At 71.5% G+C, this 17845-nt stretch carries 12 protein-coding genes; all 12 read right to left on the bottom strand.

Annotated elements, in window-relative coordinates; all coding sequences use genetic code 11:
* Positions 1-10: 10 nt before the first annotated feature.
* Positions 11-331: a thioredoxin gene (gene trxA / locus ACP2AH_RS09275; RefSeq protein WP_425105539.1), complete on the bottom strand. Its 321-nt coding sequence runs from the start codon at positions 329-331 to the stop codon at positions 11-13.
* Between the two features lie 81 nt (positions 332-412).
* A complete protein-coding gene (addA, locus tag ACP2AH_RS09280; protein ID WP_425105540.1) occupies positions 413-3826 on the bottom strand; it encodes a double-strand break repair helicase AddA in 3414 nt (1137 codons plus the stop codon).
* Positions 3823-6894 (bottom strand): double-strand break repair protein AddB, encoded by a 3072-nt coding sequence (gene addB, locus ACP2AH_RS09285; RefSeq protein ID WP_425105541.1) that lies wholly within the window; start codon positions 6892-6894, stop codon positions 3823-3825. The genes addA and addB overlap by 4 nt, the downstream gene beginning before the upstream one ends.
* 30 nt (positions 6895-6924) lie before the next feature.
* Entirely contained in the window at positions 6925-7644 is a 720-nt protein-coding gene (locus ACP2AH_RS09290; protein ID WP_425105542.1) for a nucleotidyltransferase family protein, read from the bottom strand.
* Positions 7641-9299 carry a tRNA (adenosine(37)-N6)-threonylcarbamoyltransferase complex ATPase subunit type 1 TsaE gene (gene tsaE / locus ACP2AH_RS09295; RefSeq protein WP_425105543.1) on the bottom strand — a complete coding sequence of 553 codons (1659 nt, stop codon included), beginning with the start codon at positions 9297-9299 and terminating at the stop codon, positions 7641-7643. The genes ACP2AH_RS09290 and tsaE overlap by 4 nt, the downstream gene beginning before the upstream one ends.
* Before the next feature lie 4 nt (positions 9300-9303).
* Positions 9304-11916, bottom strand: a complete 2613-nt coding sequence (locus ACP2AH_RS09300) for an ATP-binding protein (RefSeq protein ID WP_425105544.1) — start codon at positions 11914-11916, stop codon at positions 9304-9306.
* Positions 11917-12062: 146 nt separating this feature from the next.
* Positions 12063-13049 (bottom strand): cysteine synthase A, encoded by a 987-nt coding sequence (cysK, locus tag ACP2AH_RS09305; RefSeq protein WP_425105545.1) that lies wholly within the window; start codon positions 13047-13049, stop codon positions 12063-12065.
* 145 nt (positions 13050-13194) lie between these two features.
* On the bottom strand, positions 13195-13638 hold the full coding sequence (locus ACP2AH_RS09310; RefSeq protein WP_421700026.1) for an RrF2 family transcriptional regulator: 444 nt from the start codon (positions 13636-13638) through the stop codon (positions 13195-13197).
* A 9-nt stretch (positions 13639-13647) separates the two neighbouring features.
* A complete protein-coding gene (gene dut / locus ACP2AH_RS09315) occupies positions 13648-14121 on the bottom strand; it encodes a dUTP diphosphatase (RefSeq protein ID WP_425105546.1) in 474 nt (157 codons plus the stop codon).
* Positions 14118-15347: a bifunctional phosphopantothenoylcysteine decarboxylase/phosphopantothenate--cysteine ligase CoaBC gene (coaBC, locus tag ACP2AH_RS09320; protein ID WP_425105547.1), complete on the bottom strand. Its 1230-nt coding sequence runs from the start codon at positions 15345-15347 to the stop codon at positions 14118-14120. Before coaBC ends, dut begins: the two co-directional genes overlap by 4 nt.
* A 128-nt stretch (positions 15348-15475) precedes the next feature.
* Positions 15476-16288, bottom strand: coding sequence for a hypothetical protein (locus ACP2AH_RS09325; RefSeq protein WP_425105548.1), 813 nt, complete (start codon positions 16286-16288; stop codon positions 15476-15478).
* A gap of 830 nt (positions 16289-17118) precedes the next feature.
* Positions 17119-17845: AarF/UbiB family protein (locus tag ACP2AH_RS09330; protein ID WP_425105549.1), on the bottom strand; the 727-nt coding region annotated here is incomplete at its 5' end.

Below are 17845 nucleotides of genomic sequence, written 5' to 3' on the forward strand. Positions count from 1 at the left end.
GGTCAGGCGATCAGAGCGCGCCGCCGACCCAGCTCAGCATCTTCGCCTTCGGCGCCGCGCCGACCTGGCGCGAAGCCAGCTGGCCGTCCTTGAACAGCAGCAGGGTCGGGATCGACATGATGCCGTACTTCGACGCCGTCGCCGGGTTCTCGTCGACGTTCAGCTTGACGATCTTCACCTTGTCGCCGAGCTCGCTCGCCATCTCGTCGAGCACCGGGGCCACCATGCGGCACGGGCCGCACCATTCCGCCCAGAAATCGACGATGACGGGAGAGGAGGACTTCAGCACCTCGGACTCGAAATTCTGGTCCGATACTTTTTCGACGCCCATTTGGACACCTTTCTAGAATCGTGGATTTCCACAAAGTTGACAGGAAGGTAGGTAGCCGCCCCCCCATGCGTCAAGGCAGCGTCACCCCAACGTGACTCTTTCCACCGCCCGCTCCAGCGCCGCGCCGTCGAGCGCATGCACGAGAGGGCCGGAGGTATAGACCAGCAATGCCCGCACAGGCTTGCCTGGGAATAGCTTGGCGATGAGTCGCGCATAGAGCGCGACCTGGCGGATATGCGCCGGCGGCATGGCTGCTGCCACGCGCGGCACATGCCGGTCGGTCTTGAAGTCGGCGATCAGCACCGCGCCGTCGATGACGCTTAGCCGGTCGATGCGGCCGGAAACCGGGGTACCGTCCTCCAGTTCACCGGCGAGCGGCACCTCGCCGAGGCTGCCGGGCGCGAACAGGGGGCTGAGTTCCGGCAGTGCGAGCGTCGCCAGCGCCTCGGCGAGCAGTTCCTCGCGCGCGGCCTCCGGCCAGTCGGTGCTCGACGCCAGCAGGCGGCGGCCGGGCTCGGGCCGCCCAGCTTCGGGCAGCGGCGCCAGCGCCGCCATCAGCCGGTGCAGCAGGTCGCCGCGTTCCAGCGCGCGGGCGGCATCGCCGGTGGGCGTAGGGCCGAAGACATCGGCGCCGGAGGGACGAAGGCTCGCCGGTGCCAGCGCCTCGCGCACCGGCCGGGCCAGCGCCCGCGCCAGAGCGCGCTCCTCGGTGGCACCGGCGGGCGGCGCAGCGGCGGGCAGCGGCGGCAGCGGGGCGTCCGCCGCGCCGGCGCGCCAGCGCAGCACCGTGCCGGCAAAGCCACTGGCGGGGACTTCCAAAGCCTCCGGCTCCAGCGCGGAGCGCACGAGATCGTACCAGCAATCGGCCGGGCGCTGGCGGGCGCCATCCGCCCCGCACAGCACCAGCGCGGTTTCGGCGCGGGTCAGCGCGACATAGAGCAGGCGGCGATATTCGTCTTGCTGGGCGTCGTCGCCGCGCTGGCGGGCGGCGGCCATGGCGGATGTGTCGCCCTTCTTCGCCGGGGCGTGCAGCGCCACCCGGCGCCCGTCCGGCAATTCGACGCGCAGCAGCCCGGCGCTGCGGCGGGTCATCGGCCCGGAGGTGGTGTCGGCGAGGAGCACATAGGGCGCTTCCAGCCCCTTGGCGCCGTGCACGGTCATCACCCGCACCTCGTCGCGCCCGGCTTCCATGTCGCGCTTGGCCTCGGCGCCGCCGCGCCGCAGAAAGGCCAGGAAGCCGGCGAGCGAGGGCGCCTCAAGGCTCTCATAGGACCGCGCCAGCGCCAGCATCTCGTCGAGCGCGTCCGCCGCCTCCGGCCCCAGCCGGGCGAGCATGGCGGCGCGGCCGCGCTCGCGCCCGAGCACGCGGGTGTAGAAATCGAACGGCCGCAAGCGCCGCGCCTCGTCGCGCAGCCGCGCGATCCTGTCGGCGGCGGCGCGCCATGTCGGGTTCTCAAGCGCGCGGGCCGCCAGCACATCTTCCAGCAGCCCGGCGCGGCCGGGCGCCAGCTTCATGAGGTCATTGTCGTCAAAGCCGAAAAGCGGGCTTTTCAGCACGCTGGCCAGCGCCAGCTCGTCGTCGCGGGCGAGCAGCGCATCGCCCAGCGCCATCAGGTCCATGACCGCGATATGCTCGGCCACCACCAGACGGTCGGCGCCGGCCACCTCCACCCGCGCCTGCTTCAGCTCGCGGATGATGGAAGTGAACAGCCCGTCGCGCCGGCGCACCAGAATGAGGAAATCGCCCGGCCGCGCCGGGCGCGTGCCGTGCCGGCCGGTGACGGGAAAGCCTTCGCGGATGCGGGCGGCGATATGGGCGGCGATCTTCTTCGCCAGCCGTCCCTTGGGATCGTCGGCGCCGGGCGCGTCGAGCGGGCGCTGCCAGGCGTCGACATCCACCTTCTCGCTCGGCGCTTCCGGCTCCCACATCTCCACCAGCGCCGGCAGCGCGGCGTGGATCGGCGCATGCACCGGGGGCTTGGCCTCGGCGGAAAGGCCGCGATAGGAGGCCTCGCGGCCGAACACCGCGTCCACCGCTTCAAGAATGCCCGGCGCCGAGCGGAAGGAGTGCTGCAGCTCCACATGCACGAAGCCGGCACCGCCCGCCGCCTCGAATTCGCGCCGCACCGTGTCGAAGCGGCGCGGATCGGCGCCCTGGAAGGAGAAGATCGACTGCTTCTCGTCGCCGACGACGAACAGCGTGCGCGGCAGCTGGCGGTCCTCGCGCGCGCCCTCGCCGGCGAAGAACTCCGCCACCAGCGGGCGGATCACCTCCCATTGCTCCGGGCTGGTGTCCTGCGCTTCGTCGAGCAGCACATGGTCGATGCCCTGGTCGAGCTTGTAGTGCACCCAGGCCGAGGCGCCGGAGGCCAGCAGCCGGCGGGCGGCGTTGACGAGATCGGCGAAGTCGAGCACGCCGCGCGCCGCCTTCGCGCGCTCATAGCGCCGCGCCGCCTCGCGCCCGAGGATCAGCACCGCCCGGCTACGCTCGAAGGCGCGGGCCGCCGTCAGCTGGCGCGCCAGCGGGGCGATACGGTCGCGCTCGGCGATCAGCTGCGGGTACTTCGCCCGCGCCGCCGCGTTGCCGAACTGGCCGTCGGAATAAGGTTCGCCATCCTCCTTCAGGAACACGCCGGCATAGGTCTCCGCCACCGCCTCCGGCGGCGCCAGCACGGCGGCGCGCAACGCCTGCCCGCGCTTGGCGCAATTGCCGCCTTCCAGCAGCAGCGCCTCCGCCAGCCCCAGCCACGCCCCGGGCGGGATCAGCGCCGCCTCGATGATCGCCCGCTCGATGTCGACGGAAGCGACCGGCGCGTCGAGCCCGACGGCGCGGGCGAGGTCGTCCTCGCTGGCGGCCAGTGCCGGGGCATCCGCCACAAGCTCCTTCAGCAGATCATTGATGCCGGCATCGGAGGTCTGGCCGACGATCAGCGCCAGCGCTTGGCCGAGGTCACTCGCCGGGGCGCCGGCGGCTTGCAGCACCACCTCCGCCCGCACCCGGGCCAGCAACTCCAGCCGCGCCGCTTCCTCCAGCTCGCCGAAGCCGGCGGGCACGCCGGCCTCGAACGGGAAGGCGTGCAGCAGCGCGCCGCAGAAGGCGTGGATGGTCTGGATCTTCAGCCCGCCCGGCGTTTCCAGCGCCTGCGCGAACAGCCGCCGCGCCTGCGCCCGCCGCAGCGGGCCGGGCTCGCCGCCATCGGTGCGGACGATCTCGGCGTCGAGCGCTTCATCGTCCAGCGTCGTCCAGCGCCGCAGTTCGCCGAGCACGCGGTTGGCCATGTTGGCCGCCGCCGCCTTGGTATAGGTGAGACAGAGAATGCGCCCAGGCTTCACGCCCCGCATCAGCAGGCGGATCACCCGCCGCGCCAGCACATGGGTCTTGCCGGAGCCGGCATTGGCCGACACCCAGGCCGACAGCATGGGGTCGGAGGCGGAGGTCTGCAGCACGGTGGCCGCCCGCAGCGCGCCGGGGGCGAGGTCGGTGATGTCGCTCATTCCTCGCCCTCCCCGCCGGTGGACCATTCCTTGGCCCGCGCCAGATGGTCGTAATCGCCATAGCGCCCGCCGAACATCGGCCGCGCCAGCGAGGCGTAGCCGCGCGAGGGATTCTCGAAGGCGGCGATCAGGGTCTGCAGCCGCGCCAGCGTGTCGCTCGCGAGGCCGGCGGCGGTGCTGTCCTTGTCCACCGCGTTCACCTCCTTCACCTCGGCTGTGCCGAGGCGGACATAGGCGAGCCCAGCCGCCTCCTCGCCCGGCACGTCGGGGAAGCAGCCGGCCGCCGCCATCGCCGCTTCCAGCGGCAGCTGCGGGGAATAATGCACCGCCGTCTGCTTGGCGGTCGGCACCGCGCCGGTCTTGAAGTCGAGGATCGCCAGCCCGCCGTCGCTGAGCTGCTCGATACGGTCGGCGCGGCCGGTGAGGGTGAAGCGCCCGCCGGCGAGTGCCAGCCGCCCATATTTCTCCGCGAAGACCCGCCGGGTCCGTGTGCGCCGGGCGCGCTCCCAGCCGATGAGGCGCGGCACCAGCCGCTCGAAACGCGCCCACCACAAAGCATGCTCGGCGGGGAAGCGCTCCAGCGGGGCGAAAGCGCGCCGGCCGAAGGCGAGCAGCGCCGCTTCCGCCGGCTCGGGCAGCGCCTCCGGGAACGCCTGCGCGAAGGTGCCGAGCGCGTCATGTATGGCGCTGCCGCGCTCCCCCGCCCCCGGCGCCTCGTCGAGCCCGTCGAGCGGGGCGAGGCCAAGAACATGGCGGGCATAGATGGTGTAGGGGTCGCGCAGCCAGGTCTCGATCTCGGTGACGCTGAGCTGGCGCGGCCGCAGTTCCACCGGCGGCGCCGGCTCCGGCCGGGCGATGCGGGCGGCGGGCGGCTCCTCCTCGATGAAGCCGGCGAGGCGGCGGAAGCGGTCGCCGCGGGCGATGGCCGCCTTCCAGCGCGCCTCCCCGCTCACCGCCGCGAGTCGCTGCAAGAAGCGCGAGGGCACGGTCGGCGCCCCGCCGAGCTTGCGCGGATAGGACAGCACCAGTTCCGGCGCGCCGCAGCCCTGGGCGAAGTCATGGGCGGAAAGGCCGATGCGCCGCTCCGGCGCTTCCAGCCCCAAAGCGGCGCGCATCGGCCGGCTGAGCCAGGGGTCGGCGCGCACCGCGTTCGGCCAGGTGCCCTCGACCAGCCCGGCCAGCACCACGCGGTCGACGCCGACGAGGCGGGCTTCCAGCGGCCCGAGAATGCGCAGCCGCGCGCCGGGCACCAGCGGCGGACGCACCGGCTGGCTCGAGAGCAGCAGCACCAGCGCGGCGGCATAATCCGCCAGCGTCATATCAGGCGCATGGGCGGCGCCCTCCGCCAGCGCCTCGAAGGCGCGGGCGAGTTCAGCCAAGGCCGTCGCCTCGGCGGGCGAGTCGATCTCCGGACCTGTGGCGTCAGGTCCGTTCCACGCGGCGGCAATGGCGGCGCGATGCGCCTCCAGCAGGGCGGCGAAGGGGTGCTCCCCCTCCCCCAGCGCCAGCAGCGGCGCGAGGGCGGCGGCGAGGCGGTCCGCCAGCGCCTCGGCCAGCGTGCGGCGTTCCTCGCCCAGCCGGGCGCGGGGGTCGCGCGGGTGGAAATCGGCCGGGCTGAACCCGGCCACCGCCTCGGTCAGCCCGGAGGCGCCGGCGGCCGGGCGCGGGCCGCGCAGCACCATCATCTCCAGCGCGTCGGCGCCGGCATTGAGCGTGGCGCGCTCCAGCCCGAAGCGGGCGAGCGGGTGACGCAGCAGGGCGGAGAGCGGCAGCGGCGCCAGCGCGTCGCGGCAGGCATCCGCCACCAGCCGGGCGAAGCGGCCCGGCCCGCTTTCCGACAAGGGCTCGCCGGCGGAATCGTCGATGGCGACCTCGAAGCGCAGCAATTCCGCCGCTACACGCCGGGCGAGGTCGCGGTCGGGGGTGATGAGCGCGCCGGTACGCCCCGGCACTTCCAGCACCTCGCGCAGCGCAAGGGCGATAGCGAGCGCCTCCTCGCGCGCATCCTCCGCCTCGATCACGCTGACCTCGGCGAGCGCGGCGTCGATGGCGGCGGGGCCGAGCCGGTCGGAAAGGCTCGCCCATTGCTCGGTGGAGGCGACGGGGCGCAGCGCCTCGGACAGAAGAGACTCGCGCCCATGCGCGGCGGACGGCGCCAGCTCGCGCACCGCGTCGCGCGGCACGCGCATATGGCGCTTCAGCAACAGAGCGAGGCCATATTGCGGGTGGCTCGGGGCGCTGGTCTCCTCATCCGTCAGCCCCGCCCAGGAGGGCTCATCGAGCGTGAAATCCAGCCCCGGCAGCACCACGGCACCGCGCGGCAGATGCGCCACCGTCGCCAGCAGCCGCGCGGTGGCGGGCATCGAGCCGGTGGAGCCGGCGGCGATGACCGGGCCGCCCTCGGGCGTGTTCGCCAGCCGCGCCGCCTCGGCGGCGATCAGCTGGTCGCGCCGCACCGCCGCGTCCACCTGCCCCTGCTCCTCCAGGAAGCTGGGCCAGAAGGCGCGGGCGATCTTGAGGAAGTCCAGCGCCATGTCCCAGTAGCGGTCGTGTTCGCCGGGCACCAGCGTGTCCAGCCGCTCCCACGGCACTTCCTGCGCCGCCATCTCGTCGATCAGCCGCGCCAGTTCGTCGGCAAGGGCGAATTCCGCCCCCGGACCGGCGGCGACGGCGGTGCGCCCGTCATCGCCGGCCAGCGTCCGCCGCCACAGCCGGATCAGGCTCGCCAGCGCCAGCCGGCGGGTGGTCGGCGGCACGGCGCGCGGCGGATCGGTGAAGGTCTCGGCGAAGGCCAGCGCGTCCTCGTCGACATCGCCGACCGGCACGATGCGCGGCAGCAACGTCACCCCCGCTCCCATGCGCTGGCGCAGCGCCTCGGCCAGCAGACGCCCGGCGCGGCGGGTCGGCAGATACACGGTGGCGGTGGCAAGGCGCAGCGGATCGCCGCGCGGGGCGAAGCCCTCCACCAGCACGCCGTCGAGCAACGCGTCGGCCAGCACCGCGACGAAGGGCGCGGAGGAGGGAATCGAGAACAGCCGGGGATGGCGGCGCGGCGCGTCCGTGCTCATAAGCGCGCGCCTCGGGCGGCCGCCATGCCCTCAGTCCTTGGAACGGGCAATGGCCTCTTCGGCCTCGGCGATGGCTTCCGGCGTGCCGACATGCATCCACACCCCTTCCATGCGCTGGCCGAACAGCCGGCCGGCCTCGGCGGCGCGGCGGAACAGCCGGTTCAGCGAGAATGCCCCCTGCGGCGCGTCCTCGAACAGGGCCGGCGCCACCACCGCCGCGCCAGCATAGACGAAAGGCACGGTGAGTCGCTCCGGGCGCGGGGTGAGCCGGCCGAGACCGTCCATGAGGAAATCGCCGCGCCCGTCATAGCCGATGGAGGTCGCCGCCGGGGCGAGCAGCAGGCAGATGTCCATCTCCCGCGCGTCGAAGCGGTTGGCGAGACTGCGCAGATTGGGGCGGATGCCCTCGATCCACACCGTGTCGGCGTTCATCACGAAGAAAGGCGCGTCACCCAGCAACGGCAGCGCCCGGGCGATGCCGCCTCCGGTCTCCAGCAGTTCGCCGCGCTCGTCGGACAGCACGATGCGCGGACGGGTGCGCCCTTGCAGATGGCGCTCCAGCAGGTCGGCATGGGCGTGGAGATTGACCACGGCGGTGGTGACGCCGGCGTCCGCCAGGCTGTCCAGCGCGAAGTCGATCATCGCCCGCCCGCCGACCTCGACCATCGGCTTGGGCAGGCGGTCGGTGATCGGGCGCATGCGCGTGCCGAGGCCGGCGGCGAGCACCATGGCGGTGGTGATGTCGGTCATGAACGGCCGGACTCATTCGGCGGGGTGGAAGCGGGCGCAGCCGTCGCCGGTTTGGCGACCGGGAACACCGCCGGGCGCACGCCGGGCGGCAGCCGCGAGGCGCCGGGCGCGGTCACATGGTCCTTGTACCAGCTCGCCAGCCCGCCCAGCTCGGGGAAGGACAGGCAGCGTTCCAGATAGTTCCAGATGCGCGGCAGGTGCTTGAGATAGACCGGCTTGCGGTCGCGCTGGTTCAGCCGGGTGAAGATGCCGAGAATCTTGGTGGCGCGCTGCGCCCCCATCACCGCATAGGAGGCGGCGAAGCCCTTGGTGTCGAAGGTGGGATCGGCGGTGCGCCGCGCCTTCACATAGCGCGAGAGCAGCGCGAGTTCGAGCGCTTCGGGCACGTCGACCCGCGCGTCCTGCGCCAGCGAGACGACATCATAGGCCGGCGGACCCATCACCGCGTCCTGGAAATCCAGCAGCCCGACCCGCGCCAGCCCGGTGCGCTGGGGCAGCCACATCAGGTTCGGCGAATGGTAGTCGCGCAGCACCCATACCGGCTTCTGCGCCAGCGACGGTGCCAGCGCCGCCGTCCATAGCTGGCGGAACGAGCGGCGGGCATCGGGCGACAGCCTTCCGCCGGAATGCGGCAGGTACCAGTCGAGCAGCAATTCGACCTCGATCAGCAGCGCCTCGATGTCATAGGGCGGAATGTGGTGGTCGAGCCCGGTGGTGACGGCGACGGTGGAAGGCAGGTCCTGCGCGTGCAGCGCCGCCAGCACGTCCACCGCCAGCTCGTAGCGCTCCGGCACCGGGGCGGGCGGGGTGCCGTCGAGCACGCCCTCATGGCCGAGATCCTCGATCACCAAAAGCCCGGCATCGAGATCGCCGCCATAGATCGCGGGTGCGGAGAAGCCGCGCGCCCTGAGCGCCCGCGCCATGGCGACAAAGGGCTTCACGTCCTCGGCGAGATGGGCGATGGCGCTGTAGGGCTTGCCATTATGCACCGGCGGGCCATCGGGCCGGCGCGGGGAATTCATCAGCACGGCGTTGCGCTTGGCGCCGATCAGCCGCTCATAGGAGCGGGCGGAGGCGTCCCCCTGTAGAAAGCGGCGCTGCGCCGGGCCGAAGCCGACCTGGTCGATCAGCGCCCGGATCGCCTTCATGCGGTAGAGCGCCCCCGCCATGCGGCCATAGCCGAGCAGGCGCACCCGGCGCATCTTCTCCGCGCCCTCGGTGGGCAGGGTGATGTGGACTTCCATCCGGTCGGGCCGCAGCACGGCGCCTTCCGCGCGCTCGGCCCATTCCACCAGCGTCACCGCCCCGTCGGTCTGCTCGCTCCAGCCGAGCTCGTCGAGCTCGGAGGAATCGCCGAGCCGGTAGAGGTCGGCATGCACCACACGGTGGCGCGGCAGGTCATAGGCCTGCAGCAGGGTGAAGGTCGGGCTCGGCACTTCGAGGTTCGGGTCGCCCGCCAGTTCGCGGATGATCGCCCGCGCCAGCGTGGTCTTGCCGGCGCCGAGATCGCCGCCCAGCGTCACCAGATCGCCCGGCCGCAGCAGCGCGGCGAGGTCCATGGCGAGGCGGCTGGTGGCGGTCTCGTCCGGCAGCACCACGTCCCAATGCGCCACCGGCGAGGTGGGGACGGCGCCCGTGTTGCGGCTGTCGATCATCGCCCTACTCCGCCGCGTCCCGGCCGGCATCCGCCGCGCGCGGGAAGATGCAGGTCACCAGCGTGCCCCCGCCCGGCGCCGCGCTGAGGCTCACCGTACCGCCATGCAGCGCCACCAGCGAGCGCACGATGGAAAGGCCGAGCCCAACGCCGCGGTGGCGCGAACCGGCGGTGTGGCTCTCGAAGCGGTCGAACACCCGCGCGCCGATTTCCGGCGGGACGCCCGGGCCCATGTCGCGCACGCGGAACACCACCTTGTCGTCGCGCCGCTCGGCGGCGAGCGTGACGGTGGAGCCCTCCGGCGCGAAGCCGACGGCATTCGACAGCAGATTGTACAGCACCTGCCGCACCCGCTTGGCATCGGCGCGGAAGGTGCCGGCGGCGGGCGGCAGCTCGATGGACAGGCGGATGTCGCCCTCGGCAAGGCGGTCGCGCACGCCTTCGGCCGCCGCCTCCATCGCCGCGCGCAGATCGACATCGGTGAGTTCCAGCGTCATCGCGCCGGCGTCGATGGTGGCGAGGTCGAGAATGTCGTTGATGATGGCGAGCAGCGCCGCGCTACTCTCGGTGATGTGGTTCACATAGGCGCGCTGCTTGGCATTGAGCGGGCCGATGCCGGTGTCGTCCAGCAGCTGGGCGAAGCCGATGATGGTGGTCAGCGGCGAGCGCAGCTCATAGGAGACATGGCCGACAAAGGTGCTCTTGAGGTGGTCGGCGGCGACCAGCGCCTCGTTGCGCTCCACCAGCGCGCGCTCCACCTGCACGCTGTCGGTGATGTCGCGCAGCGTCACCAGCGTGCCGCCATCCGGCAGCGGCTGGGTGGAGCCGTCGAGGATGATACCGTCGCTGCGCTCCAGCCGGAATTCGGTCGGCACCCGCGCGTCGATGCCGGTGACGGCGGCGCGCAGCTTGCGCCAGGCGGTGCCGTCGGCGGTCAGGCGGCGGCAGGCCTCCGCCACCGCGTCGATATGCGGGTGGGCGCCGAGCCCGGCCTTGTCGAGACGCCAGAGCCGCTGGAAGGCGGAATTGGACAGGCCGAGCCGCCCGTCGCTGCCGAACACCGCCACGGCCTCGGCGAGCGCGTCCAGCGTCTCGCTCTGGATGCGGGTGAGCGAATTGAAGCGGCTTTCCAGCGCCAGGCGCTCGGTCACCTCGTCGAACAGATAGGTGACGCCGCCTTCCGGGTTCGGGGCGGTGACGACGCGCAGCGTGCGCCCGCCCGGCAGGTGCCACCAGTGCTCGCGCGGCTCGATGGCGCGGTAGGCGGCGTGCAGATCCTCGCGCCAGACGCGGAAATCCGCCTGTTCCGGCAGGCGCCGCGCCGCGCGCAGCCGGTCGAGCACCGCGCCATCGGTCGGGCGGTCGTCGAGAAAGGCGGCGTCGAGCTCGAACAGGCTGGCATAGGCGGCATTGTGGAACACCAGCCGCTGGTCCTTGCCGAAAATGGCAACCGCCGTGGCGAGCTGGTCCAGCGTGCGGCGATGCGCGCCGATGACATGGGCGAGTTCGGCCCGCACCGTTTCCGCCTCGGTGGCGTCGAGCGCGATGCCGGCGGCGCCGCCGCCGACCGGCACTTCCAGCACGTCGCGCACCTGCCGCGTGCCGGCGATCACCACCGGCTGGCGCGCCTTGAACGGCAGGCTGGCCGCGTGCAGCTTCTGCGCCTTGGCCCGGCTCTGCTGGTCGAGCAGCCAGAGGTCGCGCGCGGCCGCGTCGTGCCCGTCGCGCGCTTCCACCGCATGGGCATAGGCGGCGTTGCTCCAGCGCAGCTTGCCGTCCTCGCCGCCGACCCAGACGGGGGCGGGCAGCGCGTCGAGCAGCGCGCGCAGCGCCGTGGTCTCGTCGTCGAGGGCGCGATAGGCGACTTCGAGCCGCGCCTGGTCCAGCCGCACGCCGGTGATGTCGCGCAGGCGCAGCACCACGGCCGAGCCGACCGGGCGCCCTTCCGCCTCGACGAAGCGCCCGTCCTGCGTTGCCAGCGTGGCGGTCAGCGGCGTGCCGCGCGCGCGCAGCCGGTCCACCGCCGCCTCGATCTCGGTTGCTGCCGCCGGCACCAGCCAGGAACCGAAGGCGAGGATACGGGCGGGCGCCATGACGCCGGTGAAGGCCGGGGTATTGCCGATGATTTCCGGCTCGCCGGCGGGATCGCGCCAGACCACGACGATCTGCGGCTCCGCCATCAGCAGCGCGCGCGCCTCGTCGATCTGCGCTTCCAGCCGGGCGATCTCGCCATAGGCTTCCGCCTCGCGCAGCAGCGACTGCCGGCGGTAGCGCAGATGCACGATGGCGGTGGTGGCGGCGAAGACGATGAGGCCGACCACGAGGGCGAGGCCGATCAGCGCGCTGGGGTCCTGCACCGCCAGCACCGCGAACACGCCGTCGTCGGCGGGCTGGGCGTAGGCGCGCGCCCCGGACAAAGCGAGCGCGCCGCCGGCAAGGGTGGCAGCGGCCAGAACCGCGAGGCGGGCAAGGGACGCGGCGGGCAGCGCGGCCATGCGACGCGCGGAGCGGCGGACAAGGCGGCGCAGCTGCCGGCGCCAGGGGCGCGAAAGCGAGCCGGCCCGCACGTCGCGGCGCCAGTCGTCTCCCGTCCCGCCGTTGTCGGCCGGATGCGCCATCCGCGCCCGTCTCCCCCTCGCCGCGTGCCGACCTCCGGCAGACGCCCCGCACATGGCGGGGCATCGAATCACCGCGACTTTAGCGAAGCCGGGTGTGCTCTAGAAGGGCCGGAGGCGGCCTATACAGGCCAAGGCGTGGCGGCGGGTCAAAGTCCCTCGAACAGGGCGGTAGAAAGATAGCGCTCGGCGAAGGAGGGAATGATGACCACGATGGTCTTGCCCTCATTCTCCGGCCGCGCGCCGACTTCCAGCGCCGCCGCGATGGCCGCGCCGGAGGAGATGCCGACCGGGATGCCTTCCAGCCGGGCGATGGCGCGGGCGGTCTCGAAGGCGGTCTGGTTGCCGACGGTCACCACCTCGTCGATGACCGAGCGGTCCAGCACGTCCGGCACGAAGCCGGCGCCGATGCCCTGGATCTTGTGCGGGCCGGGCTGGCCGCCCGAGAGCACCGGGCTGTCCTCGGGCTCGACCGCCACCATGCGCAGGCCGGGCTTGCGGGGCTTGAGCACTTGGCCGAGGCCGGTAATGGTGCCGCCGGTGCCGACGCCGGAAATGACGATGTCGACCGCACCGTCCGTATCGTTCCAGATCTCTTCCGCCGTGGTGCGACGATGAATGGCCGGGTTGGCCGGGTTGCGGAACTGCTGGGGAATGATGGCGTCCGGCAGCTCCTTCACCAGCTCTTCCGCCCGCGCGACCGCGCCGCGCATTCCCTGCGCCGCCGGGGTCAGCACCAGCTCGGCACCGAGCAGCGCCAGCATCTTGCGGCGTTCCACCGACATGGATTCCGGCATGACGAGGATCAGCCGGTAGCCGCGCGCGGCGGCGACGAAGGCGAGCGCGATGCCGGTATTGCCCGAGGTCGGCTCCACCAGCACCGTGCCGGCCTTGATGACGCCGGCTTCTTCCAGCGCCTCGATCATGGAGACGCCGATGCGGTCCTTGACCGAGCCGATCGGGTTGAAGAATTCGAGCTTGGCGAGAATGCGCGCCTTCACCCCCCGCTCGGCCGGCAGCCGGTTGAGCTGAACCAGCGGCGTGTCGCCAATGGTCTCGGTGATCGAGGAATAAACTCGCCCGCGGCCCGGCTTGTCAGCGGTGTTGGCGGTCGTGGTGGGAGCGGTCTCGGCCATGGGTGCCTCCAGCAAGCGGGCCGGCACATGGCACGACCCGTCATTGGCGAATTGTTCTCGGACGAACGTTCTTCAACAGACGTCTTTCGCCGGCAGCGCTACCATATTCACGTTGCCAAGTCGAGAAAACAAATTTTAAACAATACTAGATTGTGAAATCGATGCCTTCCGGCAGGCCCTTGCGCAGCGTGTTCTGCGCGGCGGCGCGGCAGAGGTCTTCCACCGTCACCCCCTCCAGAGCCGTTTCGAAGGCGCGCTCGGCCTCGGCCACCGCCGGCTGGACGATGTCGCGGACGATGGGCGGGAAGCCTTCCAGCGCCTCCTCCCCTTCCGCCTCGACGACGCGGACCACTTCGGCCACGGTGATGCGCCGGCGCTCGCGGGCGAGTTCATAGCCCCCGCGCGGGCCGCGCACGCCCTTGAGCACGCCGGCATGGACGAGGGCCTGCAGCACCGGCTCCAGATGGCGCGGCGGCAATTCGTGCCGCGCGGCAAGCGCCTTGGCCGCCACCGGCGCGCCACGGGCGTGCAGCGCCACGTCGACGACGGCGGCGATGGCGAGGAGGCTTTTATCGGAGAGGCGCGGCATGGCTCTTGGCTAGCGCGATATTTGCCGGCCGTCGAGCCCCGTCGAGCCAAATCCACCATCTCCGCGCGTTGTTTCGTCGAAATTCCCGGTCTCGACCAGATTAATGCGCGTGACGGCCGCCACCACCATCTGCGCGATGCGCTGGCCGCGCTCCAGCACCACCGGTTCCGTGCCGAGATTGACCAGGATCACCTTCACCTCGCCGCGATAGTCGGAATCGACCGTGCCCGGCGCGTTCAGCACCGTCAGCCCCTGTTTCAGCGCCAGCCCGGAGCGCGGGCGCACCTGCGCCTCGAAGCCTTCCGGCAAGGCCAGCGCCAGCCCGGTCGGCACCGCCGCGCGGGCGAGCGGGGCGAGGGTCAGAGCCTCCCCCTCCGGCAGCGCCGCCATCAGATCGAGCCCGGCGGCGCCCGGCGTCGCATAGGCGGGCAGCGGCAGGCCCTCGCCATGGGGGAGGATGCGGACGGTGACAGCGAGACTCACGGGGCGGTCTCCTCAGGGCCGGTTGCGGCGATGATTCGGGCAATGAGGCGCGCGGCGACCTCGCTCTTGGAGGCCGGCGGCCACGCCTCCACCCCGGCCTCGGTGATGAGGTGTACTTCGTTGCTGTCGCCGCCCATCACCCCGCCGGGAATGCCGCTCTGGGCGGAAACGTCATTGGCGACGATCCAGTCGCAGCCCTTGCGGGCGCGCTTGGCCTGCGCATACGCCACCACATTCTGCGTCTCCGCGGCGAAGCCGATGACGAGGCCCGGGCGCCCCTCGCCCCGCTGCGCGACGGTGGCGAGGATATCCGGGTTCTCGGTCAGCGACAGCGGTGGCAGGGCGCCGCCATCCTTCTTCATCTTCTCGCTGGCCTCACGCGCGGCGCGCCAGTCCGCCACGGCGGCGGCGAAGATGGCGACATCGGCCGGCAGTGCGGCTTCCACCGCCGCCAGCATCTCGCGCGCGCTTTCCACCCGGCGGACATCGACGCCGGCGGGGTCCGGCAGGTTCACCGGCCCGCTCACCAGCGTCACCCGCGCGCCCGCCTGCGCGGCGGCAGCGGCGATGGCGTGGCCCTGCTTGCCGGAGGAGCGGTTAGCGATGTAGCGCACCGGGTCGATCGGCTCATGCGTCGGGCCAGAGGTCACCAGCACATGCCGCCCCTTGAGCGGGCCGTCACCTTCCAGCAGACGCGCGGCGGCGGCGGCGATTTCCAGCGGCTCGGCCATGCGGCCCGCCCCGTCCTCGCCGCGTTCGGCCATGGCGCCGGCATTCGGCCCGACGAAGCGCACCCCGTCGGCGGCGAGTTGCGCCGCGTTGCGGCGCGTCGCCGGGTTCGCCCACATGGCCGGGTTCATCGCCGGGGCGAGCAGTACCGGGCGGGTATTCGCCAGCAGAACGGCGGAAGCGAGGTCGTCGGCGAGGCCATGCGCCATCTTCGCCATGAGATCGGCGGTGGCGGGGGCGACGATGATGAGGTCCGCCTCGCGCGAGAGGCGGATATGGCCGACATCCTGCTCCGCCTCGCGGTCGAACAGCTCGGTGAACACCGTGTCATGGGAAAGCGCGCCGGCGGCGAGCGGGGTGATGAAATGCTGCGCGGCGGATGTCATCACCACCCGCACCGACGCGCCGCGCTCCTTCAGCCGGCGGATCAGGTCGAGGCTCTTATAGGCGGCGATGCCGCCGCCGATGATGAGCAGAAGGCGCTTGGTGGCGAGCATGGCGTTTCCCGAAGGCCCGGAGCGGGAGGTCGGGCGTTCATACAGCCAAACGCCGATTCGGCCGAAGGGCAACCGCGAACATGCTGAACGCCCGCCGCCGGCAGGAGGACCCGGCGGCGGGCGCGCGGCTACTGCGCGAACTGAATCCGCGTCGGCGTGGGCGTCGCCAGGCCGGGTAGGAAGCTGAAATCAGAGGGGGTCTTGCCGTCCACCAGCGTCGCCACGCGATGGCAGCCGATGCAGGAGCCCACACCGCCGGATGTGGTCGGCTGGGTATTGTTCTGGATGTAGGTTTCCAGCGTCGCGTTGGAGAGCAGGCCGGGCACGGCGTCGTTAGGGTAAGGGGCGACGCGGCCGTCGATAGAGGCGCCCCATTGGGTGCCGACCAGCTGGTAATTGGCCAGTGGAGAACCGGCGAGCGCCTTCTGCCATTGGGCGTTGAGCGCGACCGTCAGACTGTAGACCTGCCAGCAGCGCACCACCTGCGGGCCGGAATAAAGCGTGCGTGTGCCCACGCTCACCGGCTGGGCATAGCCCTTGGCGTAGGGCTGTGCCGGGTTCCAGACGAAGTTCGGCAGGGTGGACGACTTTGTGGGAGAAACGTTGGTCGCCGCGCTGGTGGACGGCACGAAATAGGACGCGACCCCGCTTCCTGTCGCTGCCGCGCCACAGGAGGGCTGATTGAGGTTCACGCAGCCGACCGGATCGGCCGGGTCGCAGGCCGCCTGTGCCATTGGCGCATTGTCGACATGCTCGAAGGTCGACCAGATCCATTCCGGCAGCAGGGCGGCGTTCGTGGCGTAGGCGGGGTTGCGCTGGATGATGTGCATGCCGACCATGCCGACCGTCACATTGGCGCAGATCGGCTGGGTGTTGCTTACCAGGTCCGGCGCCACTGTCAGCAGCACGTTCTGGGTGATGTAGCGGCTGGCGTCCGTCATTCGATCCAAGGATGCGCCAGGCGATCTTCAGCTCCATGGAGCCGCGCGCGCCCTGCGGGTCGGTGGAAGAGGCGGCGAAGGCGACCGTGTTGCCGCCGGCGACGAAACGGTTCTGGCCGGCCACGGTGAGCAGCGTGTTGAGCGGGTTGCCGCCGGGCGCGGCGAGATAGGCGATCTCGGTGACGTTGAGCCGCCGCTCATAGAGCGTCCAATTGCCGTTGATGTCGATCAGCGGCACATCGGTGGAGGCCTGGTAATAGTCGTCGTTCTTCTGCGAAGGGTTGCCCTTGCCGTCGCTGCCGATGGAAATCACAGGCAGGCCCGACGGGTTGGCGCAGGAGGCTTGCACCGGCGAATTGCCGAACACCTGATTCACTTTCGCCCAAGTCTGCCACACGCGCGCGCCGCCGGCGGTGAGGCCGGTGGCCGCGGGGGCGGATTCGGTACCCGAAATCCAGTTCAGCCCGACGAAGCTCTGCCACGACATGTTGTCGAACGGCGTCTGGGAATCCTGGGCGGCGCTGGTCGGCGGTGCCGTGATGATTCCGTTATAGCCGACGGCGTTCGCGAGCATCGGGTCCGGGCCGATATAGGCCGGGATGATCGCGCAGGGCGCGCTGGTGCCATTGGCGCAGAACTGCGCCGCCGGCACATAGGGCGACTGGCTGTAGGCATATTGCGCGGCGGCGGTGGCAAGGCCGACCGCTCCGGCGAGGCACAGCATGGTGAGGGCACGCATGGTCTCTCTCCCCGCAAAGGTTGCGGGGAGTAAGATTACACCATTATGGCACGGTGCGCACTCTTAAGTTGCACATACCCGAACGCGCAATTCAGCTGAATCGCCCCTCAGAACAGCATCTGCGCCAGCAGCAGCGCGGCGATCGCCACAGCGCGCCGGCCACCCAGCGATTGCCCCTCCCCTCGGCGCGGCCGATGGCCTCGGTGCTGGCGGGCGAGAGGGTGAGCCCGTCGCGCGTGGCGGCGTCGAGCTGCACGGCGATGCGCTGGCCATGGGCGATGAGTTCCGGCAGCGTCTGCAGCGAGCGGCCCACCGCACCGATGCCGACCGCCACTTCCTCGATGCGCCCGGCGGGGCCGAGATTGCGCTCGATCCACGCCCGCACCACCGGCTCGGCGGTCTTCCACATGTCGAGCTGCGGGTCGAGGCCACGGGCGACGCCTTCCACCACCACCATGGTCTTCTGCAGCAGCAGCAATTCGGGCCGCGTCTGCATGTCGAACAGCGCGGTGACCTCGAACAGCAGCGTCAGCAGCTTGGCCATGGAGATCTGGTCGGCGCGGCGCGAATAGATCGGCTCGCCAATGGCGCGGATTGCCTGGGCGAAATCCTCCACCGAATGGTGCGGCGGCACGTAGCCGGCCTCGAAATGCACCTGCGCGGTGCGCAGCCAGTCGCGGGTGATGAAGCCGAACAGGATTTCCGCGAGGAAGCGCCGCTCCTTGTGGCCGAGCCGGCCCATAATGCCGCAATCCACCGCCACCAGCCGCCCCTCGGGGTCGATGAACAGATTGCCGGGATGCATGTCGGCGTGGAAG

The sequence above is a fragment of the Ancylobacter sp. genome (genome assembly GCF_965249975.1).
Taxonomy (GTDB): domain Bacteria; phylum Pseudomonadota; class Alphaproteobacteria; order Rhizobiales; family Xanthobacteraceae; genus Ancylobacter.